The sequence below is a fragment of the Fibrobacter sp. UWB2 genome, from assembly GCF_002210425.1.
Taxonomy (GTDB): Bacteria; Fibrobacterota; Fibrobacteria; order Fibrobacterales; family Fibrobacteraceae; genus Fibrobacter; species Fibrobacter elongatus.
Window position 1 is genome coordinate 188650 of the sequence record NZ_MWQK01000004.1, and the last position, 25999, is coordinate 214648.

Below are 25999 nucleotides of genomic sequence, written 5' to 3' on the forward strand. Positions count from 1 at the left end.
CATCCTTATTTCTTTTCATCCTTTTTCTTGAGCCAGGAGCCACAAAGATACATCGAGAAGATAACACTTGTCACGAGGAACATGAAGATTCCCATGCAAGCGAGGTGCCCAATGCCCTGCAAGCCGCGGTGCGTCGTAAAGAGGAAGCCGACAAAGCCGGCAATCGTCGTCATGGAGCTAGCCATCACGTTACGGCCCGTCGTATCAAAGAGCTGGCGAAGGTTCATCCCTTCATTGGATTTCGAGCACCAAGACGTAATAAAGTGGATTGTCGCATCGATGCCAATACCCAGCGTCATCGGAATCACAATCACATTGTAGATGCTGATTTTACCAAATTCAAAGAAGTACGTGAGCGCACCCAAAAGTCCAAGCGTGAGGAGCGCACCCATGCCAAACGAGACGCCACCAGCCAAGAACATCGAAGGCTTGCGGAACGAAACAATCAACGTGAGGAAAATGACAAGCACAATGACCGATGCCAAGTTAAAGCTATCCGCCTTCACCGACTCAATCACATCCGAAAGGATAAACTGCGACGAGAACGTGCGCAAGCGTTCGCCATCAAAGTTCCAGTTGCCATAGCGTTCCTGGAAGCGGTGCAACGCATGGGCATCCCAGCTCGGGAAGTCACCGTAAATAAAGCCAATCTTACCGTAAGAGCCATCCTTTTCGCGGAGCAAGTCGAGCGTCCATGCCGGAACATCTTCGGCGGCAAACGGCTTTTCAACTTGAGCAAGTTTGCGGAGCGTCGAGACGTTTGCGGAATCATCGCCTTCGGCCTTGTCAAAGACGCGCGCTTCCACCAAATCACGGATTTCTTCGATAACTTCAAGGCGCTTTTCCTGGGAATCCGCAGGCGGCACAAAGCTCTTGAGCGTGAGGAAGCTACCAAGCAGAGGATCCTTTTCGTCATGGAGTCGAATCATCAACGTGTCATAAAGTTTGTCAAGCAGTTCTGGCTTAGAGCCCATCACCGCCGCAGGCGTCGAAGTCACGGCACGATTCGTGGCGCGGGTTACCTTGGTTGAAATTTTCTGTTCAGCCGCAGGAACTACCTTATCCGTATGCACACGGCGAAGGTTCTTCAAGTTGTGTTCAAAATCCACATGCGGAGCAAACCAGAGCGCCACAGCGCCAAGCACAAAGCCAATCAGAGCGGCATGCTTGAAGAAACTGAAAATGCGCTGTTCGCTCCAGGAATCCGGCAAAAGCGACTTCTGCGGAGCCGCAGGAATACCGCCCATGCAAGCGACAAAGACCGGCAAAACGAGGACAGACGTCATCATACTGAAGAGAACACCCATCGATGCCACAATGCCGAATTCATAGAATCCGCGGAAGTGCGCAACCAAAAGTGTAAGGAACGCGGCAATCGTCGTGAAACTTGCCAAGATAAACGGCTTGAGCATCTTGCGCTGCGTTTCTTCGAGAACTTCTTCAAGAGAACTGTACTTGTTCAAAAGCTTCTGCGCATTGCCCAAAATGTGAATCGAGTAGTCAATGCCGATGCCCAAAATAATCGATGCCACAAACACAGTAAACGGATTCAACTTGCCATAGAAAAGTGCGGTAAAAGCAAGCGTCGGGAGGCAAGCGTAAAGCACAGAGCCGGTCACGAGAATCGGGCCCTTCACACTTCTGAAGAAGAATGCAGTCAAGAGGAAAATCAGGACAAGGCTAATGCCAAACGAGAAGATACTGTCGTTAGCAACTTCATCGACTTCCTTCAAGCCTTCGTAAGTGCCTTCCACCGTAAAGCGAGTCGGCACCGGATAATTCTTGCTGCGGAAATACGCCAAAAGTTCATCCGTCTTTGCAAGAATCTTCGTCACAAATTCATAGTCCGTCGAGGGCTTAATCAACTTTGCGTTTACGACGGCGTTAAAGAGAATCTTGCCTGTGCTATCGGGTTCCGGGCTACCGATCAAACGGTTTTTCATGTTTTCCGGGAGGTAAGCCTTCGGATTCCATTCCTTTTTACCGCTAACGGTATCGACTTTCGTTTCCTTTTTGAAGAATGCATCGAACGCGCTCACCGCTTCTTCGGGGAGACCGAGTTCCATCGGCAAATTGGCATCGAACCAGACGCGTTCTTTTTTCGGAGCCGCTTCACCGTTTGCAGAGCTCGCAGAATCCGTGGGACCATCACCGAGCAAGTCGACAACGAGCGGGCCATTCTTGCGGCCAATTTCAAGTTGCAAGTCTTCGAGGTTATCACGAATCTTTTCGAGGTGCTTGACCGGAAGGTATAAAAGCGCATTGTCCTTGAAGAACTGGTTGTCGTTATCCACCTGCGTCGAGACGAAATCGCCCTGCCAATTCTTGTGGATGTAAGCCTGAACAGAATCCTGCAAAGCAGCGGCTAGTTCTACGCTTTCGCTCTGGATAGCAATCATGAAGCGGTCGGTACTGCCGAAACGCTCGTACGATTCTTCAAGCGCCTTTACGCTCGGCGTATCTTCGGGCAAGAGGTGCGAAAGGTCGGCGTCGAGTTTTAACCCCGGCTTCACGAGAATCGGGAAAGCGAGGAGGAGCGCAAGAAGAAAGTAAAATGCTAAGGCCGCATACTTATGACGGCAAATGAGAGGGATATACCACTGCGAGAATTTTTCCGCAAACGATTTTTTTGTATTCATGCGTAGAAATATATTAATAATCTTACAACATACGCACATCGCCATCGGCAAATTCCGACGAACTGCCTAAAAACAGGACTAGTGGGGCAACATGTTGTCGTTGCGCAGAAGCGAACGCAGTAACTTGCTAGCTCCAACGGCACGCGATTTCCAATAAAGCGACAAGGAGTCCGAAACATGTTCGAAATTGCCGTTTTTGCCTTTATAGACTTCATCGGATTCGAGGCCACCCGTGAGCACGGAATCGCGGAACCCGAGATAGTAAGCGTTCTGCGTGTAGAATAGTGCAGGCTGCTCTGCTGAGCGTTTTTCGGTCAGCAAGTCATAACCCCAAAAATGGTTTGGAGCGCGGACCTGCGCCAAATCAAGAATCGTGGGGCCAATATCGAGCTGCGATGCCACATCTTCACGAATTTCAAGACCTTTAAACAGGTTCGTATCGGCCGAGAAAATTCCCATGAAAATTTGGGCGGCGGCAACGCCAAGCGGCTGCGGAACCTTGTAATCTATGGAATCGACAGGCGTATCGTGGTCGCCAAGAATCACGACAACCGTGCGGTCAAAATCAGGGCGTGCATAAAGAGCTTCAAAGAATCGACCCATTTGCTCGTCCGTATAACGTAATGCATTCTTGAAACGCACCATCGCGTCTTCGGGCTTCGAGGCGTAACTATCCGGGTAACCGTAGAACGGAATGTGGGTTGCAATCGTATTCGCCGCCAAGAACCAAGCGCTATCCGTTGGCATCGTCTTGAGCATTTCAATCGCCAAATCCATGCCTAAGCTGTCTGAAGTTCCCGGAATTTTCGGGTCTTCAATCACACGCCAGTTGTTGCCATAGAACTTTTCCACAAAGGGCAAAGTATGGTCAAACACCGGATTCGAAACCGTCATGTAAGCGCGATGGTAATTTGTCAGATATTCCTGGAAACCTTTGAAATGGTTCGAAGCATAGAACGCAGGCACATCGCGATTCGGGTGTGAAGGGAACCCGAGATAAGTCGAAGTTGTCCCGCGAACAGTCGGGTAGCTACCGCTATACGCATTCTTAAACCAGAGACCGCCTACATTTGCCATTTTCCACAAGTTCGGAGCAATCGTTGTATCGCCATCCAGCATCTGGTTCAGCACGCGACCCTTGTAAGATTCTCCAAAAATAAAGACGATGTTATACGGCCTTGTCGCCTTGTATTCATGTTGCGGAGCATTGCGGTAGCCAGGAAATTCCGCATCTGGGCGAGCCCCTGCGAAATCCGCCGGCAAAAATGCATCGAGATCACGGACAAGTTCATCCGTAATGGAATAGCCATCGCGGAAAAACTCAAAGGATTCAAGCCCAGCAATGTGCAACACAGGAGCTGTCAAAGTCCATTTTCCAAGCGTAAAGCGCCAATCGATTTGAAATGGGAAATTCGTTACACCACGCACACCAGCGATAAACAAAATCAAAGGAATCACAGAAAGTACCGCACCAGACGAAAGCATCGTGACAGCAATTCTCTTGTTCGGCTTTTGCGCAATTGCGACTTGAGCCATCGTCATGCGTCTTTGACGCACGGAATACGTCACACAAAACGCGATACCACCAGCTAAAATCAAGAACACTAGACCAATCCAAAGGAACGTCCCTATACCATCGCCTCCAAGCGTGGAAACCGTCGTTGCATCCGTAATGTTCGAAACATGGAAATAGGTGCGAATAAACGAATACGAAAGGCGCTGGTGGTTAAAGCGGAAAACCTCGTAATCAGCGATTGCAAAGAAAAAGTAAATGACATAAAATACGGCAAGCGCCCGCGGACTCTTCAGGAACGTGAAAATCGAAGACATCACGAGAATTGCGCCGTACGCCATGAAAATCTGCCAAATCGTCTTGCCCGCAAACATCTCGGACATCGAAAGCCCTAGCGGATCCGGCAAAGCGTAGAACAGGACGAGCATAATCGTTTGCAGCAAAAACGCCACAGACGTAATTAAGATAAACGGATTTTTAAAAAACTGTTTGATAATAGCACCCAGGAAATGATTTAATGGCATAAAATATATAAAATCCGCAAATTTCTGATTTTATTATGTAAACAACACGATATTAAATCGTATATTTGCATCAAAGTAAAAACAAAAGGATAACCATGTTTAAAAGCTTTATAAGAAAAGCAATTTTAGTTGCGACCCTATCTCTTATATCTAGCAACGTTTTTGCGCAGGATGCAGCGTACAAGAAAGAATTCAATAGAGCCATGGAACTTACTCATCCCGAAGAAACCATGAAACAAATGATAGCCCCTCAATACCAAAAGTTCGGGGAAATGGGATTGTTAAAGTTGGACGATGTCGATGCGGTCGTTGAAGAATGCATCAAAGTTATAATGCCCAAGTATAAAGAGGTTATGCTCAAGCTTTATGCCGAAAACTACACCCTTAATGAAGTCAAAGAAATGAACGCCTATCTAGCCACTCCCGTTGGACAGAAAGGGATTAAGCTAGCCCCTAAATTTGGAATCGCCGGCATGCAAGCCGTACAGGAACCGGAAATTGCAAAAAAAATTGAAGACATTCTTAAAAAGCACATCCAGATTAAGGAATAAGTTTTTTCGAAATTCCATTTTTGCACTAATGAGCACTAAAATTTTTCTTCGCGGAAAAATTTTACTACATTTCGAGCCATGAATCAAGAAACACCCGATACTACTCTAGGTTTATCTAACGTCAATCACCTAGAACGACTTTACGATGGTTGGTTCCTCGATTACGCCAGCTATGTGATTTTGGACCGTGCGGTCCCGTATTTTGAAGATGGCCTGAAGCCTGTTCAGCGCCGTATTTTGCATTCCATGTTCGAAAACCACGACGGACGCTACCAGAAGGTGGCAACAATCGTCGGTCGAACAATGGCCTACCACCCGCATGGTGACGCCTCCATCGGCGATGCTCTTGTGGGCCTCGGCCAGAAAAATTTGCTCATCGACACCCAGGGTAACTGGGGCAACCCCTACACGGGCGACCGCGCTGCAGCACCCCGTTATATCGAAGGCCGCCTCACGCCGTTCGCTGTCGATGTCGTGTTCAACCCCGAAACGACGGAATGGATCCCGAGTTACGATGGCCGTAGCGAAGAACCGGTCACGCTCCCGGTCAAGTTCCCGCTGCTTTTGGCTCAGGGCGTCGATGGTATCGCCGTCGGTCTCTCGACTTCCATCCTCCCCCACAACTTCCGCGAGCTCTGCGAGGCAAGCATCGCCTGCCTGCGCGGCAAGAAGTTTACGCTTTACCCGGACTTTTTCACGGGCGGCATCATCGACGTGTCGGACTACAACGACGGTCAACGCGGGGGCAAGGTCAAGGTCCGCGCGAAGATTGAAAAGGTCGATAACAAGACGCTCGCCATCCGCGAAATCCCGTACGGCACCACGACCGTGAGCTTGATCGAAAGCATTGTCAAGGCAAACGACAAGGGCAAAATCAAGATCAAGCACGTGGACGACAACACGAGCCAGGGCGTTGAAATTCTCGTGCACTTGCAGCCGGGGACGGACCCGCAAGTCGCCATCGATGCACTCTACGCCTTTACGGACTGCGAAAAGTCGCTCTCTCCGTGCACTTGCGTCATTATCGACAAGCACCCGAAATTTGTCGGTGTTTCTGACATCTTGAAGCTCAACACGGAACACACCGTGAAGCTTTTGGAATGGGAACTCGCCAACGAGCTCAAGCACCTCGAAGACAAGTGGCACATGACCACGCTCGAAAAAATCTTTATCGAGAAAGAAGTCTACGAGGTCATCAAGAAAGCAAAGGACCGTGAACAAATTATCCGCCTCGTTCGCGAAGGCCTCACGCCGTACCTCAAGCGTCTGCATCGTCAGACCGTTACGGACGAGGAAATCGGCAAGCTCATTGAAATTCCGATCCGCCGTATAAGCCATTACGACCGCGAAAAGGCCGACCAGCTTTTGCAGGAACTCGAAGAAAACATTGCAAAGTGCAAGTACAACCAGGAACACATTATCGATTACGCCGTAAACCACTTCAAGAACATCTTGAAGAAGTACGGCGAAGGCAAGGAACGCCGCACGCAGATTGCCGAATTCGGTAAGGTGAACGCCGTACACGTGGCACTTGCAAACCAGAAGCTTTACGTGAACCGCAAGGAAGGTTTCGTGGGCACGGGCATGAAGAAGGAAGAATACCTCTTCGACGTGTCGGAATACGATGACTTGATCGTATTCAAGGCCGACGGCAGCTTCAAGGTCGTGAAGGTCAGCGACAAGGACTTTGTCGGTAAGGATATCATTCTCGTCGAAAAGTTCAACAAGGACGACGAACGCCATATCTATAACGTCATCCACCAGGATGGCAAGGACGGCTACGCTTACATCAAGCGTTTCAACGTCGGCGGCGTGACTCGCGACAAGGATTACTACATGGGAAAGAACAAGCCCGGTAGCAAAATCCTTTACATGTCGAGCAACATGAACGGCGAAGCCGAAGTGGTCGAAGTCATCTTGAAGCCGCGTCCGCGCATCAAGCTGAACTTTGAAGTGGACTTTAGCGAAGTCGAAGTCAAGGGCCGTGGAGCCATTGGCAATATCGTTTCGAAGTACCCGGTCAAGACAGTCAAGAGACTCCGCAAGGGCGTTTCGACACTTGGCGCAAGAGTGCTTTACTTCGATGCTCCGAGCGGTATCGTCTCGACGCAGAAGAAGGGCGATTGCCTCGGTGAATTTGGTGAAAACGACAAGTTGCTCATCATCAAGCAAGATGGTAGCGCTCGTGTCCACACTATGGCAGACCCGATTCTCGTCGGTTCGAACATCAAGTACCTGCACAAGTACGACCCCACACAGGTCTTTACGGTGCTCTACTTCGAAGGCTCGAATTTCAACTACATGGTCAAACGCTTCAACCTTGAAGGCTGCCCCATGACGACGGAATTCAGCGTTGTTTCCGACCACAAGGACACGAAGCTCATCGAGCTCTTTGCAACTGATGACGCACGCGAACTGATGGAATACCAGGTCGGTCGCGAAGTCCAGAAGGAAGAACTCGACTTGACGGAAATTGCGGAAGTCAAGGGCTACAAGGCTCTCGGCAGCAAGTTCACCGCCAAGAAGATCAAGCGCGTGAGCCGCATTTCGCCGGCAGATCCGTTTAGCGACGGAAGCGGTGAAAGCGAAGGTTCTAACGAAGATCCGAGCTTGTTCTAAAAAGGACGCTCCGCTTCAATGTCATGCCCGCCGGAGCCTGTGCTGAGCGCAGTCGAAGTAAGCGGGCATCTCCTTTTTATAAGACGAGAAGGAGATTCCTTCCCCATACGCGGATCATGACTACTAAGCAGCATAGCTGCAAGTAGTCAAAGAGATTAAATCGGGAATGACAACGCAACGGGAATGACAATGTTAAGCAAGATTTGCGGCATCTCGCCGCATTTCAGCATTTAAAGAATATCTCTGTTAAGTAATTCGCCGTGGCTGAGTTCAAGACGGCGGAACGGGCTGTTCAAATAAAAATCTGGATTATGCGTAGCCATGAGGATGGTTGTTCCGCGGGCATTGATTTCCTTGAAAATGCAGAAGACTTCTTCAGCATTTTTTGGGTCCAAGTTACCGGTCGGTTCGTCCGCCAAAAGCAGATACGGGTTGTGCACCATCGCACGGGCAATCGCCACACGCTGCTGTTCACCGCCCGAAAGCGTGTAAGGCATTGCAAAGCGCTTTTGGCTAATGCCCACGAGCGCAAGCGCGTCAAAGACAGCCGCATTAATCTTGTTGCTCGGAGTCCCGACAATGCGGAGCGCAAGCGCCACATTCTCGAAAACATTGCGGTCCGGCAACAGCTTAAAGTCCTGGAAAATAATTCCCATCTTGCGGCGGAGCGCCTGGATTCTATCGTCCGGCGTGTTCTTGCTATCGTACAAGACGTTGTCCGAGAACTTGACCATCACCTGGCCGCCGCGTTCTTCGTCCGGGCGTTCATCCATGTAGATGAGTTTCAGCACCGTCGATTTTCCGGCGCCGGAATGCCCCGTCAAGAAAACAAACTCACCCTTATTAATACGGAAGGTGACGTTGTTCAACGCCTTCCAGTTGGCTTCGTAGGATTTCGTGACGTGGGTAAAATGAATCATATTATTCCGTCATTCTGATTTCGACGAGAACTTCCTTGCGCCACTTCTGGATGAGCTTCTGGAGCTTTTCATTTTCCAAGTGCGTTGCGGCCATAAGTTCAATCTTGCCGTAATCTTCTTCGAGCGTGAGTTCGCGCACCTGGCGGGAATCATCGAGACGGAACAAGTGGTAAGCGCCATCAATCATGACCGGTTCAGAAATTTCACCGACGTTCAAGTTCGCGACCGGGTCCACATAAGCAGGTTCCATTTCGTTACGCTGGAACCAGCCAAGCAAACCACCCTGGAAGTTGCTAGACTTATCTTCACTGAACGTTTTTGCAGCCTTGGCAAATTCTTCCTTCGACTTAATATTGTTGCGGAGGGAATCGGCGAGAGCCACCACCGCAGCGGAATCCTTTGCTGTCGGAATCGTGCGCAAGAGAATCTGTGCAGAACGAACGCCATCTTCCTTACGTCCAAGCACGCGGGCAATGTGCCAGCCTAAATCCGTCTTGACCGGAGTCGATGCATAATGACCATTCTTCAAGCGTTCAATAGCCTTTTCGAATGCAGGGTCCAAGAGACCGCGCTTAAAGTAACCGAGGTCGCCGCCCTTAGCCGCAGAGCTGTCCTGCGAATGACGCTGGGCCAAAAGTTCAAATTTGATACCGAGGTTGAGGCTATCGATCAACGTTTCGGCAAAGCGCTTCACAGAATCCACAATCATGGAATCCGGCTTAATCGGAAGCTGGATATGGCTCAACAAAACGCAGTTGAACTGGCGCGGGAGCGAGTCCTTGTAATCCTTGTAAAAGAGGTCCACTTCTTTCTTGGTCGGGTGGATCGTGCCCACGTGGAGCTGACGCACACGGGAAATTTCCATGTGGTTGCGAATCTGCTTACCGAGCTGTTCACGGTACTGAATCATCGAAAGACCGAGCTGAGCACGCACCGCCTTTTCGAGCGTCGCCATATCAATCTTCTGGCTTGCTGCAATGGACTGGAGATGAGCCGTCACGCGCTGGTCCACTTCATTTTCCGAAATCACAATCGAGTCGCGGTCAATGCGGCTGAGCAAAACCTTTTCTTCAATCATACGGTCCAGCACAGCTTCTTTCTGCTGCTGTTCCGTCATATTTGCCGCTTCGGGCGTTTCCTGGAACCTGTAGAGGTTGTTCATGAAATCCGAGCGCATAATCGGCTTGCCATCGACGACAGCCGCAATGCCTTCCATCAATACCGGTTCGGCAAAGCAAGCGACAGACAGAGCAAAAACTAAAGAGGCAATTCGATTACTGATCATTATTTTTCCTTTTCACTAAGAACATTCATCTTCGTAATTATAGGGATTCCGGTCTTCCATTCATCCTTGAGGCGCTTCACAACCGTATTCTGGTGTTCCACCCAGGCATGCATAGAAACATCGTCAATCACTTCATCAAGCGGACGCGCATCGGCAGAATCAAGCTTGTTAGTCACAACCGCAATCTTTGCAGCGCCATCGCAGACCTTCATCGGAGTAATACGGCCGACAACCGCACGGCGGATCGACGGAATCATGCACGGATCCGGAGTCTCATCAACACCGTCAAATTCTCTCATGCGCTTCACCAGGCGATGGTTAGGCGGAATCGATTCAAACTTGGTATTCTTGAATTCCTTGTAATACTGCACGGCAGATTTCCAATCGGCAAAGGACATAATCGCCCCCGAAACAGTCGTCTTTCCGTTCAAGTAAAGGTCCTGGTTCTTGTGGTAGAAGTCAATTTTTTCGACATCGCTCACAATCATCGTATCAAGGTAAGACTGCATGAAATAATCGGCGACAATCTTGCGCTTCGTGCGTTCAATCATGCGGATGAGCACAGAATCTTTCAGCGCACCGGCCTTCACAGCCTGCTGGTACACAAGTTCTTCATCAATCCAGCGTTGCAAAAAGAGGATGCGTTCACGATCGCCCCAGGAATCCCAATCAGGAGCGTACGTGTAAACCTCCGACTGGTGCAACTTGGAATCGCCCACGGTGACAATCACCGGGTCTTTCGTTTTACAGGCTGCAAGCATTACCAAACTGAATGCAAGCAATATACGGATAACGGATTTCATTGCGACAAATTTAGAAAATTCGCGCCCGCGAAAGTAGTTAAAGTCGTCCAAAACGGCCTTTCAACCTTGCTAAAGCGTCTTCTTCCACAATATCTTCGGCGTCATTACCCTTGCGTTTGTACTTGAGGATTTCAAAATCTTCAAGCATTGCCTTCGCTTGCAAGTAAAGTTCGGCAAATTCCGGGTCATCCGTTGGCGTGCGGTCGATTTTTCCGAGGAGTTCACGGGCATTTTTCAGTTCGTGGTCCTTGAGGTAACGCGCCTTGAGGTACGGGCGGAAATATTCGCGGAGGGTATTGGCCGAAAGTTCCGTGTTTTCGCGGGACACAGATTCACGAGATGCGTCAAACGGGAGTTCTATGTTGAAAAGTTCTGCAAGAACGCGCAGACGTTCAAACAAAGTAAGTTCTTTTTGGTACGCCGTATGGATCGCAATTATGGTTTTGTTTTTTAAGGTCGACTTGCCGTTTCCACTCCGCATTTCCACGCTGAAATCTTTAAGCAAATTCCAGTCCTTTACAAAAGCTTCAGCACTGATAAGGCCCGATTCGTATGTTGCACGCACAAGCGAGAGGCGAATTTCTTCATCTTCGCTACGGGTGTTTGCCGCAAGACTCTTGAAGTCGCGAATCTTTTTGCCACGTGAGAATTCTAGCCCTGTAAAGCGCACACAGCGAGTCGCATCAAGGCTATCAGCCGCAAGCGATTTTGCGACCCAAATCTTGAGAGCCGTTTCAAAGTTATCCGCAAAGACACCGCCCATTTCGAGCAAGTTCAAGCGGTCGGCAATGAGCTGTTTTTTCTCTTCGGAGAGTGAAGTCTTTTGCGATGCGGGATGCGCCGCAGTTTCGGGATGCGCAGCGGATTCAAGATGCGCGCCCTCAACACGCTTGCGGAAAGCTTGCCAAAAACGGGATTCATCCGACACCATCAACGCCGACTGCCCAAGACGCCAACCAAAGCGCATTCCTTCGAGCGGGAAGTCAATGCCAAACGTCACCAATGCCGGGCGAACCGCCAAGAACATGCGGTAAGAGCCCCATTCCGGAGAAATTTCGAGTTTATAAGGTTCCGGGAAACCAGGCTTTGAAACGACCAAATGCAGACGCAAATGATTTTCCTTGTCGGGATTCACCGTCGGAACGTCGATGCTAGCGCCGTTTGCACCCGAGCGGATTTCCTTTGTATTCGAAAGCACTTCGTAAAGCAACAAGAGTGGAGCTTTATGCGGGAAGTTGTCAAGTGCCGCAAAGAATTCATCGTCAATCGCGGTGCGTTTGGCTTCGAGCAATTTCTTGACGCTCTTGGGCATTTCGCGAATCACGGATTCAATCATCCATTCACGCCATTGCTGGATGCTCATCGCAAATTTTGCCGGAGAAATTTCAGTCAGCAAATCGTAAGGCAACGAGAGCGTAATGCCATCGCAATCGCGAGTGGCGTCAAAGACCATTTCACCTGTAACAACGCGCTCGCCAATGCGGAAATGCTCGATGGAACCGCCAAGAGTTGGGGCTGGAGCCGCATCTTTAGACTTGACTTGTGCGGGGCTCGGAATGACAATGCGATTGACACCTTTTTCATCACTTGTCCAAGAGGTTCCACTCGTGCCGCCATCCAACTGATCCAACCAATACTTTTCATCGAATTTCAAGAATTGGTCAGTGTGCTCGTAGATGTAGCTTTTGAGCGTCTTGATGGAATTGACGTTACCCGCAATTCGCGTGTAGTAACCCACAAGCGCATCTTCGCTCGGAGCAAGCCCGAACTGGCGTTTACGCGCTTCGAGAGCATGGAGATTTTCGACGACGCGGTCGTTGTGCTTCATGAAATCAAAAGGCCTAGCCACCTCGCCCATCACTACCGCTTCGCGCCAGAAAATCTGGGCGCAGTCTTCGGGATTCACGCGGGCGTAATCCACACGATGACCACGGCTAATCACAAGCCCTCTAAAGCTCACTTCTTCGACCGCTTCGACAAAGCCGCGTTCCTTATTCCACGTCGGTTCAAACCAGCGGCGTGTGCAGAACGGTTCTGCCACTTGCAAAATCCATTCCGGCTTGATTTCGGCAGCCTTCGTGAGGAACGTGCGGCTCGTTTCGCGCACTTCGGCACTGAAAAGCCATTCCACGCTCTTGGCGTACAAATCGCTACCCGGGAACACATGCGTTTCGCGACCGCTCACCAAACGGTAGCAGCCGTTTTCAATATCGCGGTGCGCAATCCCGCCCAAGAATCCGGAGAGGAGCGCAATGTGCAAATTGTCGCGATGGAACGAATCGAACGGACAAACTTTATTTTCAAACTTTACTTCGAGAATGCGGCTGAACTGTTCGTACAAATCCACCCATTCACGCAAGCGCAAAAAGTGCATGCTGTTCTTATCGCAGAACTTGCGGAGTTTGTTCCAAGTTTTGCCGTCCCAGTCCGTGCAGAACGCATTCCACATCGAAACGTAAACGAGGAAGTCGCTCTTGTGACCGCAGAATTTGCGGTGCAGCTGACGGATGCGAGTGCGTTCCGGTTCATCGTTCGGCACCACACGCGGATCCTGAATGCTAAGAGCCGAGCACACAATAAGCGCCGGCTGCAAAACGCCCAAATCGCGAGCGCGCAAAAGCACCGCCGAAAGCGACACGTCCATCGGGAGGCGCGTCATATCGCGGCCAAGCTTGGTCACATGACCGCTAGAATTGTCAGCCGTGAGTGCGCCAAGTTCAAATAACGTCTTGTAAGCGCCACGGAATGCCGAATGCGGAGGCGACTGCAAGAACGGGAAGTTTTCGAGTTCAAGTCCCAAACTGCGCAACTGCAAAACGACATTTGCCAAATTGCTACGGCGAATTTCTGGCTCCGTGAATTCATCGCGCTTTTCAAAATTCTCGGGAGAGTAAAGGCGAATGCACACGCCGGGCTTCACGCGCCCTGCGCGTCCAGTGCGCTGCCGCGCGCTGGCCTTCGAAATTTCTTCGACGGGAAGCCCCTGGATTCTCGCCTGCGCATTGTAGCGCGAGATTCGGGCCATACCCGTATCGACAACGTAAGCAATTCCCGGAATCGTAAGCGATGTTTCAGCAATGTTCGTCGCCAAGACCACTCGCGTCTTGCCCGTGTGCTTGAAAATGCGGCGTTGCTCGTCAGGGCTCATACGCCCGTAAAGCGGGAGCACATCAAAAGTCGCGGCATCTAGCTCATGTGCAAGTTCGCCTGCTAAATCCTGAATGTCGCGTTCCGTCGGCAAAAAGCAAAGCAAATGGTCGCGATGTCGCGTTTCCAAATCGAGAATCGCATCACGCGCTTCTTCGATTAAGCCAGAATCGCCCTTGCCCGAGATGTCACGGAGTGCGCTTGCCGAACCATAGTCCGAGAAAAAATACTCGACATCCACAGGGTACGTGCGGCCTTCGGCCTCCATCACGCAACTGTTGTCGTAAAATTCTTCAAAAAGTTTTGCGTCAAGCGTTGCCGATGCAACAATCAACTTGAAGTCCGGACGACGAGAAAGTACCGTCTTGAAAATGCCAAGCAAGATATCGATGTTCAACGAACGTTCGTGCGCTTCGTCAATCATGATGGCGTTGTACTGCCGGAACAAGCGGTCCTTGCGGAACTCCTGCAACAAGATACCATCCGTCATCACCTTGATGGGGGCTTCATTTGTACCTTGTTCCCAGAAACGGATTTTCGTCGAGACAAGTTCTTCGTCCTTGAGTTCTTCGCGCAAGCGGTCCGCAATGGAAATCGCCGCCAAACGCCGAGGTTCGGTAACGCCAATCTTAAACTTGACTGGATCCCGTTCGCCTTCGGCTCCAGGATGACGCGAACAAAACCATTCTAACAAGAACTTCGGTAGCTGCGTAGATTTGCCAGAACCGGTATCAGCCTTGACGATGATAACTTGATGTTTTTCTAAAAGCTCAAAAAACTCCTCCCGATGTTCAACAACGGGAAGCTCCGGGTACTCAATTTTCAAGTCGGTTAATTGCATTACGAGATAACAATTACTCTTTAATATGCCCGCACTTATCGCAGGTGAGTTTATAGCTGTTATCGGGATCTACGACCATCACGCCGTCACATTCCGGCACTTCGCACGGGAGTTCGCCCGGCATCACTTCTCTATAAGTCTTTTTTTCTTCCATAATAACCTGAATATAGAAATTCAAGGCCCTGCTCGCCCACGACAATATTTATTTTTCGGATATGGAAAACGCAAAGACAGTCAAGCAATCTCAAGTCGAAACCCGCGACATCGTTCACCCTTCCGACGTCAACGCCTACAATTTTGTATTCGGCGGACACCTGACATCGCTCCTCGACAAGGCAGCCTGCATTGCCGCCTGCACCCATTCCAGACGCAAAGTCACAACGGTCTCGATCGACAACGTGCGCTTTTTCAAACCCGCGACCGTCGGCACAATTCTCACCATCAAGGCATCCGTAAACCGCGCCTTCAACACCTCCATGGAAATCGGAGTGAAGGTCTTAGGAATCGACCCGCAAGTATCCTGGCAGCCCGAAGTCATCTGCCACGCTTATATGACATTTGTCGCCCTGGACGAAAACGGAAGACCGACCCCGATTCCCTCGATTATTCCCGAAACTGAAGACGAAATCCGCCGCTACGAAGAAGCCGGCATCCGCCGCGAAGCCAAGAAAAAACTGGCCGCATCTCTAGAAAACAAATAAATTCTACGTCTAAAAAAACACTGGATACACTTGAAAACATTTTCATCAAAAAGGCCCTTTGACGGGGCCTTCGTTGTTTCTAGATTTTTACACATGAAACAGATCGACGTCAAAGACCGTTCGCTCATTAGCCTTTCGTGGCCGCTAATCCTCACATTTGCCGTGAGCATGATCCAGCCCATGATGGACAGCTGGTTTTTGTCGCGCACTTCCGAAACCGCAGCCGCTGGCGTCGGCGCCATGCTCCCCATTCTCGGGGCTCTTTTCACCGCGCTCCACGCTTTTGCGCAATCCGGCGCAAGCATCGTCTCGCAATACATTGGCGCGAAACAGAACAGCCACGCCAGCAGCACGCAAACGATGGTTCTTTTCGGGAGCATCCTTCTCGGCATTGCGCTCACGCTCATCATTTATCCGCTTTCCGGGAACATTCCGCAATGGATGGGACTCACCGAAGAACCAGCTGTATTCGCCACGCAATTTTTAAGCGTTGTTTCGTTTGGGTTCGCCTTCCGCGCCTTGCAAACCATTTTGACCGCCCTCATCGCAACCCACGGCCTTACCATTTGGAACTTTGTCGGGAACACGCTCACGATTGCCACAAACGCGGCCTTGAATGTCGTGTTCCTCGAAGGACTTTTTGGACTTCCGAAAATGGGCGTTCACGGAGTCGCCCTCGCGACCGCACTTTCCTGGCTCATTTCTTCGGGCATCCTTTGGCTTGTGCTCAAGTTCAAAGTACACCACCACAGCAAAATTCGCGACTGGAAACGCACCCGTGTTCTTTTGCCCGACTGGATTCGCATCGGACTCCCCGCCGCAGCAGAACCCATCAGTTTCCAGCTATTCCAAGTGTTCATCACAGCAATGGTCGTCTACATCGGCACAACCGCAATGACCGCCCGCGTGTTCGCAGGGAACTTTGCCGCGCTTTCCGTCATTCTCGGAGTCGGCCTTGGCAGCGGAAACCAGATTCTCGTAGCACACCTCGTCGGTGCACATGACTACGTCAAAGCAAACCGCCGCGTTCACCAAACACTCGCCGTGGGCATCATCAGCGGATTCTTGCTATCCGTCGCAGTAGCACTCCTCGGCGAACACTTGCTCCGGCTCTACACCGACAATCCCGAAGTCCTCCGCCTCGGCAAAATCTGCCTCTGGTGCGACGTCGCCGTGCAACCCTTCAAAGCCGTAAACTTCATTGTCACCACATCGCTCCGCGCCGCAGGCGATTCCAAATTCCCGGCACTCGTGGGTAGCGGCATGATGTGGACACTAGGGCTTGCAACATCGCTTATCCTCGCATTTGTCGTTGGGCTCGGCCTCCCCGGCCTTTGGCTTGGCATGGCTGCCGACGAATTCTACCGCTCATTCGCCAACATTTGGCGCTGGAAGAGCGGCCGCTGGAAAAGCAAAGCGGTTGTTTAGAAAGCAAAAAGTCCGGCGGGAAAGCCAGACATCTATTATTCAAAGCACTTCGTCAATTTACGATTGGCCGAGAGAAGCCTTGATAGCGAGGATATCAGCTTCAGAAAGTTCAGTGAAATCGATAATCTTATCAATAGGTTCATTCTTCAACAACATTTTCTTTGCAATTTCGCGAGCTTTTTGATTGGCACCTTTTTCAAGACCCTGTTCGAGACCTTGTTCGAGACCTTGCTGCAAGCCGCTATCAATAGCCGCTTTATGGATTGCGTATTCGTCCCACTTGGCTTTCTGAGCTTCGTCAATCATCTTCTGTTCCTCTTTCGATAATTTAGCCAATTTCGCTGTTGAAAACAAGAGCTCGAACACCGTGTTTGCATACTGCTTGGGCATCTGCGTCATGTTTTTCATGTTTTTGAGGGCGTAAAGCGCCTTGTCGAGCGTCGTTTCGAGCTCGTCCAGTGGCTTATTGAACTTCGGAAGTTCCACAAACGCAAAATTGAGCGTATCACTGATGCAAGACCCGTTGATTTCGCGAAGTTTTGCCCGACGGATGTAGCGGTCATCGGCAAACACATTAAATTCCATGATCACAACTGTAACAACAGGATTCAATTCGTAATTGTACTTTTTGCCGCGTTGTCCCTGAGCAATGATTGTTTGCGAAGCATAATATATTGAACGGTTAACTATGTTTTCCTGAAAAAGAATCTGCACTTCAATGATGAACCTACGCTGTGCCGAATCAATGCAGTGCAAGTCAAAGATGGAGGTCCGATTTTCGTTAGATCCTTCGCTGTATTCCTTGTTGCGGGACTGCACATCGACAATCGGTGACGCTATTTCGCCATCAAGTACGGCGTTCAAAAGCGCTATCAAACATACTTTATTCTGCGTGTCGGGATTGAAGGCCTTCTTGAAAGTCCTATCGAGAAGAAGATCCGCGAAGACTCCAGCCCCTTTGTATTCTTCGAAAGTCTTTGCCTCGCCAATCATTTCACCATGGCTATTTTTCGTTTCGGCCACAATATTATTTTCCATATTTTTCCAGTTTTAAAACACCCGATAATGTCGGGTTCATAGACAGAAAAACGCTCCCCGTCCTTTATATTAACACGCTTTTTTGAGCGATTTGGTCCAATATTTTTTCAATAAGAATGAAATTTTACAATTGACTATACTATATGCAAAATATCCGGCATGAAAGCCGGACAATTTTTCTATTGACTATTGACCAATAGCTAAAAACCATTCTTTAAGTATAAATTAAATTCATTTAAACAAAAACTTAATAGACAAAAACTATAAATAGCAATATAATAAGAAAATTTCCAAATCAGCAAGCGACTTCTAAACCCAAAGCGAAGCGACCCCATAGGCAAACAGTGCCGACCCCACCCACAAAAATTTCTACATTTGGCGCATGCCGTTCTACTCCGACGAAATCATCCAAGAACTCAAGAACCAGGCGGATATCGCACTGGTCATTCAGCAGTTCTTGCCGCTCAAAAAAAGCGGGGTCAACAAATACGTCGGCGTGTGCCCATTCCACGATGACCACTCCCCATCCATGTCGGTAAATTCCACGCTGGGCATTTACAAGTGCTTTGCATGCGGTGCGGGTGGCGATGTTTTCAAGTTCATCCAAGAACACGAGAAACTCGACTTCAAGGGCGCTGTAGAATGGGTCGCAAACTTTGTGGGTTTTGCACTTCCGAACCTCGGCAACAACGTCAATACCGAAGTGCTCGAAGAACGCACTATGGTCCGCAAGTTGAACGAACTTGCCTGCGAATGGTTCGAGCAACAGCTCACGTTAAGCCCCAAAGCGTTGGAGTATTTGAACAAGCGTCATGTCTCGCCTGAGACGCGCAAGCAATTCCACATCGGCTACGCTCCAACAGGGCGAGAAGGCTTAATCGGCTATGCCGCCCGCAACGGGTTCTCGCCGCGTGATTGCGTCAAGGCAGGGCTTGCCGTCGAAAAAGAAAACGGCGGTATCGCAGACAAGTTCCGCGACCGCTTGATGATTGCCATCCAGAACCTTTCGGGAGTCGTTGTCGCATTTGGCGGTCGAGACCTGAGCGACCCCGCATCGCATAACGGAATAAAGCTAGCCAAGTACATGAACAGCCCGGAGACTGCACTTTACAGCAAGCGCGATATTCTCTTCGGACTGAACCACAGCCGAAACGCAATCTTACAGGAAAAAGCGGTCATTATCGTCGAAGGATATTTTGACCTCATCAGCCTTTACCAAAGCGGTGTGCAGAACGTCGTGGCCGCTTCGGGTACGGCGCTTACCGAGAATCACGCCAGCATTCTCGCCCGCTACGCAAAAACCGCTTACCTTGTATTTGACGGAGACGCCGCCGGGCAAAATGCCACGCGCCGCAGTCTCGAAATCGTACTGCCCAAAGGTCTTTCGCCAAAAGTTTTTGCGCTTTCGCGACCGGACGGCACCAAGATTGACCCGGACAACTTCGTAAACGAGCAAGGCCCGGACGCTTTCAGAAGAGCGCTCCGCACAGCCGAAGACTGGCTCAGCTATCTCGGGCGTACAATGCCGAACAACAGCCCCGAAGATCGAGCCGCATTCATCACGCAAGCAAAGACGCTCATCAAGAGCATCGAGAACCCGGAACTCCGCAATCAGTATTTGAAGCTCGTTTCCGAGCGTTACAGCACCACGCGTTCGCTCGCAGGCATCAAGGTGGCACACCCGAAACGCGAAAAATTGCCGGCAGCAGCCGAACAGCCCGCAGCGCCGCAAGTGAGCGTCCCGTGGGAACTGCTCTCGCCGATTGAAGTGCGTTTTGCGAATTTGTTATTCCGCAATCCCACGCTTCTCGACCGCGCCGCAGAATATTTCGACATGGACTTTGCCGCAAGCGGAATCCAAATTTTTGATTCTCCGCTCATCGATGAATTTATCCAGTCCATTCTCGCGCAATATGCAGAAACGGGCTCATTCTCGCCGAGAACCTTGTACGAATCGCTTTCGCCGCAGTTGCAGCTTTTCTTGGAGCAACTCCCCGACGAGACGTGGAAAACGCCGAACGAGATTCTGGAATTTTACGACACGGTTGCCGTGCTCACGCTCAACCTTTGCGACCGCTACAAAAAGCTCATCCCGCTTGATTCCGAAGCAGGCATGCGTCTCCGTATGCAGTTGAACAAGTTCACGCAGGGCATTCAAATTGTCGCCAAGAAGCGCAAGATTTCGGCCATTACGCCGGACGTTTTCGCCGAGCAGATAATCCAGAGCAAAACACCGCTCATCGAGCTTTACACAGAAATTAACGAGCTTGCAATGAACGGAGGGAACGGCGCGCAGTTCAACAACGCGCCAACATTCGCGCAACCCGCTGTACAACCAAGTTCGCCGCAGTTCGCAGCACCCGCCGCACAGCCCCCGGTGCAACCAAACGAAAAGCCCCCAGAGATGGAAGCCCCGCCTCCATTCGAAAGCGATGAGCAATTCGCATCGAGCGAACCTCCTGAAGATGTACCATACGACCCGAACGAAGACGAGCCCTACGTTCCCGACGATGACTTCGGAGCCATGGACGATTTCGGCTAAGCCCACAAGATTTTAAAATTAAAGAGGAAATATGTTATCCATCAAGAACCTTAAAGCAAGTATCGAAGACGGCACCCAAATCCTGAAAGGGATCAATCTTGAGGTCAAGCCGGGTGAAGTTCACGCCATCATGGGCCCGAACGGCTCCGGCAAAAGCACGCTCTCCAAAGTGATTGCAGGCCACCCCGCCTACCATGTCGATGGCGGCTCCGTAGAACTCGACGGCAAGAACTTGCTCGAAATGGAAATCAACGAACGCGCCAACTCCGGTCTCTTTATCAGCACGCAATACCCGACCGAAATTCCGGGCGTGAACAACGTCGAATTTTTGAAGATGGCGCTCAACAGCAAGCGAGCCTTCCTCGGCCAGCCCGAAATGAGCGACGAAGATTTCAAGAAGCTCTGCGAAGAAAAGATGGACTTGCTCGAAATGGACGAACGCTATCGTGAACGCGGCGTAAACGACGGCATGAGCGGTGGCGAAAAGAAGCGTAACGAAATCCTCCAGATGGCTATTCTCGACCCGAAGGTGAGCTTCCTCGACGAAACGGACTCCGGTCTCGACATTGACGCCCTCCGCATCGTGGCAAACGGCATCAATCACATCATGTCGCCCGAAAAGGCCGTGATTCTCGTGACGCATTACCAGCGCTTGCTGGACTACATCAAGCCCACTTACGTTCACGTGCTCCGTCACGGCAAAATCATCTTGAGCGGCGGCCCGGAACTTGCCCTCAAGCTCGAAGATCAAGGCTACGACTGGATTGAAGAAGCCAAGTAACTGCGAGGACGCATAATGAACGCTGAATTTATACAGAACTTGCCCACCGCGGAACAGGCGATAGCACGCCTCCGCGAACTCGGCATGCCCCGTCGCAATAACGAACTTTGGTCGTTCTTCCCGGTCGCCAAAATCCCAACACCGGAATTTATGGGCACAGATTTTGCAGCATCTCCCGCAGCAGCCCCAACGACTTCCCCGGCAGCAGCCCCGGCCAACCAAGAAACCGACTTTGCCGCCCTCCTCCCGATTGCAAACCAGGCCCGCCCCATGATTCGCGAAATCGTGCCCGGCGCAGCCGAAATGGCGATGCTCAAGTGCAACAACGACTTCGGTTACACAGTTCTTGACATCGGTAAAGGCGCCAAAGTGAGCCTCGAAATTCTCGACAACAAGGTTTCGCACGACATCGCCGCCGAACGTTTTGATATCAACGTTGGCGAAGATGCAGACGTCGAAATCTTCTTTGCAAATCCGGCTTGCGATTTGCCGCTCCGCTTTAGGCATTTCAACATCAACCAGGCCGCAGGTGCCAACGTTCGCTTTTCGAGCATCTGCAAGGACACTGCGATTGGCCGCGTCAGCGTCGAATGCCACCTCAAAGGCGAAGGCGCCAACTTCGATTATCGCAGCCTCCACGTTCTCGATGGCGAAGCCTCGCAGCACAGCCGCCTCACAATTTACCACGAAGCCCCACGCACCACAAGCACACAGCTTGCTCGCAACTTGCTTTCTGGTTCTGCACGTGTGAGCTACGACGGAAGCGTCATCGTCGGTTACGACTGCACAGGAGTCAACTCCAGCCAACTCGTGAATACAATCCTCTTGAGCGAAGATGCAAGTGTCTCCGTGAAGCCCGTCCTCAAGATTTATCACGATGACGTGGAATGCACGCACGGCAACACCGTCGGCGAACTCGATGCAGAACAGATGTTCTACCTCGTGAGCCGCGGCATCCCGAAAAAGGCAGCCCAGGAAATGCTCATGCGTTCGTTCGCACAAGAGACTTTCCTACCGCTCCCCGACAGCCCCGCGAAAAAGCGACTGATGAGCAGTCTTTAGACGAGAGGGAGATTCCCGCTCGGAGGCGGGAATGACAATACTATAAAAAGGCGACTTCGGTCGCCTTATTTTATTTTTAACAGATAAGATTTTTTTATATTCTTCTATATGAAAAAACTTATCCTTATCATTACTTTGGGAGCACTAAACGCATTCGCTATCGATTGCCTTCGTTCTACCTTTGACATTTTCATCAAAGACTACCCAACATCCACCGAGCCTACAATATTGAATTACAAGAACTTTCTTGTAGATAGCATTTACTCCCAACAAGGATACTCTAGCCAACCCCAAAAGTACGAAAACTATAAGTATTACTATACAGGCTCTTACGTTGACAGTGCTAGGGTTTACACCAAGAAAAAAGGCTCTGACGATTGGGAAATCAAAGTCCAAGATCACGAGTCCCTTAACTATGGAGCTCTCGATGTCAAGATTACCATTACGCAAGAGGGAGATTTCAAAATAATCCGCAAAGAAGGCAAGGGCAATCCACCCATCATTGAATATGTGGTTTACGAAGATAAGGACTCCGTCTTCTATGTCAAGTCTTATGTTGAAAAAAACGGGGAAAAAACCGACTCTTATCTATACAATTACTATATAAGTAATGATACATTATACCAATTCAACGATGGAAAGAATACATTCATCGTTCAAGACTCAACAAACGAAAACAAATGCTACGAATACGGTTCATCAACCGAAAGTGATTTCCAAGTCTCTTACGAATACGAAATGAGAGGCGACACGCTTACCGCCACCGAAAAAAAACACGGGGACAACCAAAGGACAATCACCATATTCCTTGTTCCCAGTGAAAAATACTCTAGCACCGTTTCTAGCCCCATTACTTCCGCAACACGACGCCTCAAATTGAATCCGGCAAAATCGCGAGACTTCGATTTGCTCGGCCGCCCCGCCAAGAACAAGCACATTTTTATAATCAAGCGCTAAAGAAAAATAATGGATCCCCGACGCTTCGCTTCGAGGATGACAAATTGGGACAAAAAAAATCCGCCGGACGTATCCGACGGATTTTTCCATTGCTGTGAGAACTCTCATTACCTTTCATTCCCGAAAGCGGCTTCAGCCACGAATGAACTCAACAGCAATGGACCACACACCCCAAACATCCCAAACACCCTAATTTTTCCCTTCTTCCTTTTGTACCAGTGGGCTACCACCGGCACATTTATAAATGTATACGAGAAATCAAGGGCGCGCTAAAAATATTTTCAAAAGCAACATCCAAACAAGAAAGTTCCAAGTCGGAATATTTCTCAAGGGGGGGGGCGCGGTGGCGGATATAAAAAAAATCCCGCGAAAAGCGGGAAATTTAAAGGTTTTACATGATGTTCACAAGGAACAATAGAGCGGAGCCGCTAAAGGCAACCACAAAATTTACGACGAATTCCTCAAAAGCAGTCCGCTTCGGGTCTTCATCAGTGTATTGATTTTCTTCCCAGTATCCCATTCTCATCTCGTAAACCGTAGGATTCTCCTACGAAGCTTAATTTAACTTTTTTTTTCAAAAATCAAAAGACTTTTTTAAAAAATTATTTACGATATTTCAGAAAATTTGAGCAAAGTCACCTAATAAATCCGTACAAAATTTACATATTTCGTACGAACTCATTACTTACGTTCTTCAATCTTCTTGATGGGTTCGTCCATCATGCGTTCTGCAATGACTTCCGGAGTTTCTTCAGCCACGGCAGCGTTCGATTCTTCCGGCATCCACGGCTTGTCGAGGCTCTTTTCCCAAGACACGGTCGGAGCCTTCTGTTCTTCCTGGGAGGCATCCACAATCGGGAGGCCAAGAAGTTCGCGGGCGCGGTTGAGGGCCGCATCAATGTTACCGAGAGCGTTTTCTTCGCCAAGCTGGGCAAGCACACCGGCACGGGTCAAAGCCACCACCGGCTGGGCATGCACGCCACTCAAGAGGAGCTGCGTACCTTCGCTCTTGCAACGCTTAAGCAAGTCTTCAATCATGTTGATACCGGCAGCGTCAATGCTAGAGACGCTACGCATGCGCAAAATCAAGATCTTCGGCTTTTCGGAAATGCGGTTCATCGTTTCCTTGAACTTGTCCACCGCACCAAAGAAGAGCGAACCGGCAAGTTCGTACACAAGCACACCCTTCGGCACCTGGCGGCCGAGAGTATTGCGGGCGGCTTCGTCATCGTCATCCTTCAAGGCAGAAGAAACCGCTTCAACTTCGGCCACATCGCTCATGCGCTTGATGAAGAGCACGGCAGCAAGGAGCACGCCCACTTCGATAGCGACCGTAAGGTCGATAATCACCGTGAGGAAGAAGGCAACAAGCATCACCGTCACGTCGCTCTTCGGGGCCTTGAACATCTTGATCACGCTGCGGTAACCGCACATATTGAAAGCGACCTGGAAAAGCACGGCAGCAAGGGCGGCCATCGGGATCATTTCGGCATACTTGCCAAGCACGAGCATGATAAGCAATAGAACGACAGCGTGAACAAGGCCAGAAATCGGGCTCACGGCACCGTTACGGATGTTCGTTGCGGTACGGGCAATAGCACCCGTTGCCGGGATACCGCCAAAAATCGGGCTCAAGATGTTAGCCACACCCTGGCCGAAAAGTTCCGTATTAGAGCGGTGCTTTGTACTCGTCATACCGTCAGCCACCACTGCAGAAAGGAGCGATTCGATAGCGCCAAGCATGGCAATCGTAAGTGCCGGCTGGAACACCTTTTGCATCATTTCGAGGCTGATATTCGGGAGGTGCGGCACCGGGAATCCGCTCGGGATGTGGTTTTTCATGCCAATCGTCACCACGCCGTGACCGTTCACCGGATCATCCCAGCCGAGGACCTTTACCATCACCGTCGCCACAATAATCGCAATGAGGGAACCCGGAACCTTCGTGGTAATCTTCGGCCACAAGATGCAGACCGCGAGAGCGACAACGCCCACAATCACGGAATAGACATTCATGGAACCGAAAGAAGAAACGTAAAGCTTGATTTTGCCCACAGCATCAGCCGGGTCAGCGCCTGCAAACGTAAGGCCGAAGAAGTTCGGCACCTGTCCAAGCGCAATAATAATAGCGATACCCGCCGTAAATCCGACCGTCACCGGATACGGGATGAACTTGATAATCGCACCAAACTTAGCAAGACCGAAAATGACGAGGAAGATACCGGCCAAGAGCGTTGCCGAAGCAAGGCCATCATAACCGTACTGGCTTACAATGCCGTAGACAATCACGATGAATGCGCCCGTCGGGCCGCCAATCTGGAAGCGGGAACCGCCCAACAGCGAGATGATGAAGCCAGCGATAATGGCCGTGTAAAGGCCCTGTTCCGGACCCACGCCAGAAGCGATAGCAAATGCAATCGCCAAGGGGAGAGCCAAAATGCCGACAATCAAGCCCGACATCAAGTCGCTAGTGAAATCCTTGCGAGTGTAGCCGCGCTTAATGCTACGAACGATTTCCGGGGTGATTGTCGAAACGACGCCTGTCAAATACTGCTTGACGGATTCCTTGGCGTGAATATCAGACATTGAAGGTCTCCATATTAAATTCGAGACCCAAATTTAGGAATTTACCCCAATTTCGTTAAGGG

At 50.3% G+C, this 25999-nt stretch carries 18 protein-coding genes; 8 read left to right on the forward strand and 10 right to left on the reverse strand.

The features are described from left to right. Positions 1–5: 5 nt before the first annotated feature. Together B7982_RS09000 and B7982_RS09005 are read right to left on the reverse strand one after the other, a co-directional pair. Complete coding sequence (locus B7982_RS09000; RefSeq protein ID WP_088660451.1) at positions 6–2639, reverse strand: RND family transporter; 2634 nt, start codon at positions 2637–2639, stop codon at positions 6–8. A gap of 78 nt (positions 2640–2717) precedes the next feature. Continuing rightward, positions 2718–4604: an LTA synthase family protein gene (locus B7982_RS09005; RefSeq protein ID WP_233138461.1), complete on the reverse strand. Its 1887-nt coding sequence runs from the start codon at positions 4602–4604 to the stop codon at positions 2718–2720. A 167-nt stretch (positions 4605–4771) separates the two neighbouring features. Between B7982_RS09005 and B7982_RS09010 the strand changes: the two genes are divergently transcribed. Next, the gene (locus B7982_RS09010) at positions 4772–5227 is read left to right on the forward strand and encodes a DUF2059 domain-containing protein (protein ID WP_088660452.1); all 456 of its coding nucleotides are present in this window, start codon (positions 4772–4774) and stop codon (positions 5225–5227) included. Positions 5228–5305: 78 nt separating this feature from the next. After that, positions 5306–7846, forward strand: a complete 2541-nt coding sequence (locus B7982_RS09015) for a DNA gyrase/topoisomerase IV subunit A (protein ID WP_088660453.1) — start codon at positions 5306–5308, stop codon at positions 7844–7846. A 230-nt stretch (positions 7847–8076) separates the two neighbouring features. On the opposite strand, the gene ftsE is transcribed toward B7982_RS09015, so the two are convergent. From ftsE to B7982_RS14930, 5 genes are read right to left on the reverse strand one after another with little or no spacing between them, the layout of a single operon-like run. Continuing rightward, positions 8077–8766, reverse strand: a complete 690-nt coding sequence (gene ftsE, locus B7982_RS09020; RefSeq protein ID WP_085491894.1) for a cell division ATP-binding protein FtsE — start codon at positions 8764–8766, stop codon at positions 8077–8079. 1 nt (position 8767) lies between these two features. Then, complete coding sequence (locus B7982_RS09025; protein ID WP_088660454.1) at positions 8768–10051, reverse strand: peptidylprolyl isomerase; 1284 nt, start codon at positions 10049–10051, stop codon at positions 8768–8770. Further along, on the reverse strand, positions 10051–10854 hold the full coding sequence (locus tag B7982_RS09030; protein ID WP_233138462.1) for a hypothetical protein: 804 nt from the start codon (positions 10852–10854) through the stop codon (positions 10051–10053). Before B7982_RS09030 ends, B7982_RS09025 begins: the two co-directional genes overlap by 1 nt. Positions 10855–10891: 37 nt before the next feature. Continuing rightward, on the reverse strand, positions 10892–14842 hold the full coding sequence (gene hrpA, locus B7982_RS09035) for an ATP-dependent RNA helicase HrpA (RefSeq protein ID WP_088660456.1): 3951 nt from the start codon (positions 14840–14842) through the stop codon (positions 10892–10894). Between the two features lie 13 nt (positions 14843–14855). Continuing rightward, positions 14856–14996 (reverse strand): hypothetical protein, encoded by a 141-nt coding sequence (locus B7982_RS14930; protein WP_012820363.1) that lies wholly within the window; start codon positions 14994–14996, stop codon positions 14856–14858. 61 nt (positions 14997–15057) lie between these two features. Here B7982_RS14930 and B7982_RS09040 point away from each other — a divergent pair, with 61 nt between their 5' ends. Continuing rightward, positions 15058–15543 carry an acyl-CoA thioesterase gene (locus tag B7982_RS09040; protein ID WP_073425048.1) on the forward strand — a complete coding sequence of 162 codons (486 nt, stop codon included), beginning with the start codon at positions 15058–15060 and terminating at the stop codon, positions 15541–15543. A gap of 93 nt (positions 15544–15636) precedes the next feature. Beyond that, positions 15637–16971 carry an MATE family efflux transporter gene (locus B7982_RS09045; RefSeq protein ID WP_088660457.1) on the forward strand — a complete coding sequence of 445 codons (1335 nt, stop codon included), beginning with the start codon at positions 15637–15639 and terminating at the stop codon, positions 16969–16971. A 57-nt stretch (positions 16972–17028) separates the two neighbouring features. On the opposite strand, the gene B7982_RS09050 is transcribed toward B7982_RS09045, so the two are convergent. Beyond that, positions 17029–18009, reverse strand: coding sequence for an Rpn family recombination-promoting nuclease/putative transposase (locus B7982_RS09050; protein ID WP_088660458.1), 981 nt, complete (start codon positions 18007–18009; stop codon positions 17029–17031). A 382-nt stretch (positions 18010–18391) separates the two neighbouring features. On the opposite strand from B7982_RS09050, the gene dnaG reads away from it, so the two are divergent. The 4 genes from dnaG (at position 18392) to B7982_RS09070 (ending at position 23351) form a co-directional block, all read left to right on the forward strand. After that, complete coding sequence (gene dnaG / locus B7982_RS09055; protein ID WP_088660459.1) at positions 18392–20551, forward strand: DNA primase; 2160 nt, start codon at positions 18392–18394, stop codon at positions 20549–20551. 31 nt (positions 20552–20582) lie between these two features. Further along, a complete protein-coding gene (sufC, locus tag B7982_RS09060) occupies positions 20583–21332 on the forward strand; it encodes a Fe-S cluster assembly ATPase SufC (protein ID WP_012820368.1) in 750 nt (249 codons plus the stop codon). 15 nt (positions 21333–21347) lie between these two features. Continuing rightward, positions 21348–22394, forward strand: a complete 1047-nt coding sequence (locus tag B7982_RS09065; protein WP_088660460.1) for a SufD family Fe-S cluster assembly protein — start codon at positions 21348–21350, stop codon at positions 22392–22394. Between the two features lie 108 nt (positions 22395–22502). Further along, positions 22503–23351, forward strand: coding sequence for a hypothetical protein (locus tag B7982_RS09070; protein ID WP_088660461.1), 849 nt, complete (start codon positions 22503–22505; stop codon positions 23349–23351). Positions 23352–23742: 391 nt separating this feature from the next. Here the strand turns inward: B7982_RS09070 and B7982_RS15145 are convergent, their stop codons facing one another. Both B7982_RS15145 and B7982_RS09075 read right to left on the reverse strand, forming a co-directional pair. Then, positions 23743–23871 (reverse strand): hypothetical protein, encoded by a 129-nt coding sequence (locus B7982_RS15145; RefSeq protein ID WP_012820371.1) that lies wholly within the window; start codon positions 23869–23871, stop codon positions 23743–23745. Between the two features lie 161 nt (positions 23872–24032). Further along, entirely contained in the window at positions 24033–25937 is a 1905-nt protein-coding gene (locus B7982_RS09075) for a SulP family inorganic anion transporter (RefSeq protein ID WP_088660462.1), read from the reverse strand. Positions 25938–25999 lie beyond the last annotated feature (62 nt).

What these genes read in the sequence shown, in the direction of transcription:
- ftsE (WP_085491894.1), bottom strand. Translation starts at nt 8,766, where the DNA reads ATGATTCATTTTACCCACGTCACGAAATCCTACGAAGCCAACTGGAAG.
- B7982_RS09075 (WP_088660462.1), bottom strand. Translation starts at nt 25,937, where the DNA reads ATGTCTGATATTCACGCCAAGGAATCCGTCAAGCAGTATTTGACAGGC.
- B7982_RS09000 (WP_088660451.1), bottom strand. Translation starts at nt 2,639, where the DNA reads ATGAATACAAAAAAATCGTTTGCGGAAAAATTCTCGCAGTGGTATATC.
- B7982_RS09025 (WP_088660454.1), bottom strand. Translation starts at nt 10,051, where the DNA reads ATGATCAGTAATCGAATTGCCTCTTTAGTTTTTGCTCTGTCTGTCGCT.
- sufC (WP_012820368.1), top strand. Translation starts at nt 20,583, where the DNA reads ATGTTATCCATCAAGAACCTTAAAGCAAGTATCGAAGACGGCACCCAA.
- B7982_RS09070 (WP_088660461.1), top strand. Translation starts at nt 22,503, where the DNA reads ATGAAAAAACTTATCCTTATCATTACTTTGGGAGCACTAAACGCATTC.
- B7982_RS09010 (WP_088660452.1), top strand. Translation starts at nt 4,772, where the DNA reads ATGTTTAAAAGCTTTATAAGAAAAGCAATTTTAGTTGCGACCCTATCT.
- B7982_RS09040 (WP_073425048.1), top strand. Translation starts at nt 15,058, where the DNA reads ATGGAAAACGCAAAGACAGTCAAGCAATCTCAAGTCGAAACCCGCGAC.
- B7982_RS15145 (WP_012820371.1), bottom strand. Translation starts at nt 23,871, where the DNA reads ATGGGATACTGGGAAGAAAATCAATACACTGATGAAGACCCGAAGCGG.
- B7982_RS09050 (WP_088660458.1), bottom strand. Translation starts at nt 18,009, where the DNA reads ATGGAAAATAATATTGTGGCCGAAACGAAAAATAGCCATGGTGAAATG.
- B7982_RS09030 (WP_233138462.1), bottom strand. Translation starts at nt 10,854, where the DNA reads ATGAAATCCGTTATCCGTATATTGCTTGCATTCAGTTTGGTAATGCTT.
- B7982_RS09045 (WP_088660457.1), top strand. Translation starts at nt 15,637, where the DNA reads ATGAAACAGATCGACGTCAAAGACCGTTCGCTCATTAGCCTTTCGTGG.
- B7982_RS09015 (WP_088660453.1), top strand. Translation starts at nt 5,306, where the DNA reads ATGAATCAAGAAACACCCGATACTACTCTAGGTTTATCTAACGTCAAT.
- B7982_RS14930 (WP_012820363.1), bottom strand. Translation starts at nt 14,996, where the DNA reads ATGGAAGAAAAAAAGACTTATAGAGAAGTGATGCCGGGCGAACTCCCG.
- B7982_RS09065 (WP_088660460.1), top strand. Translation starts at nt 21,348, where the DNA reads ATGAACGCTGAATTTATACAGAACTTGCCCACCGCGGAACAGGCGATA.
- dnaG (WP_088660459.1), top strand. Translation starts at nt 18,392, where the DNA reads ATGCCGTTCTACTCCGACGAAATCATCCAAGAACTCAAGAACCAGGCG.
- hrpA (WP_088660456.1), bottom strand. Translation starts at nt 14,842, where the DNA reads ATGCAATTAACCGACTTGAAAATTGAGTACCCGGAGCTTCCCGTTGTT.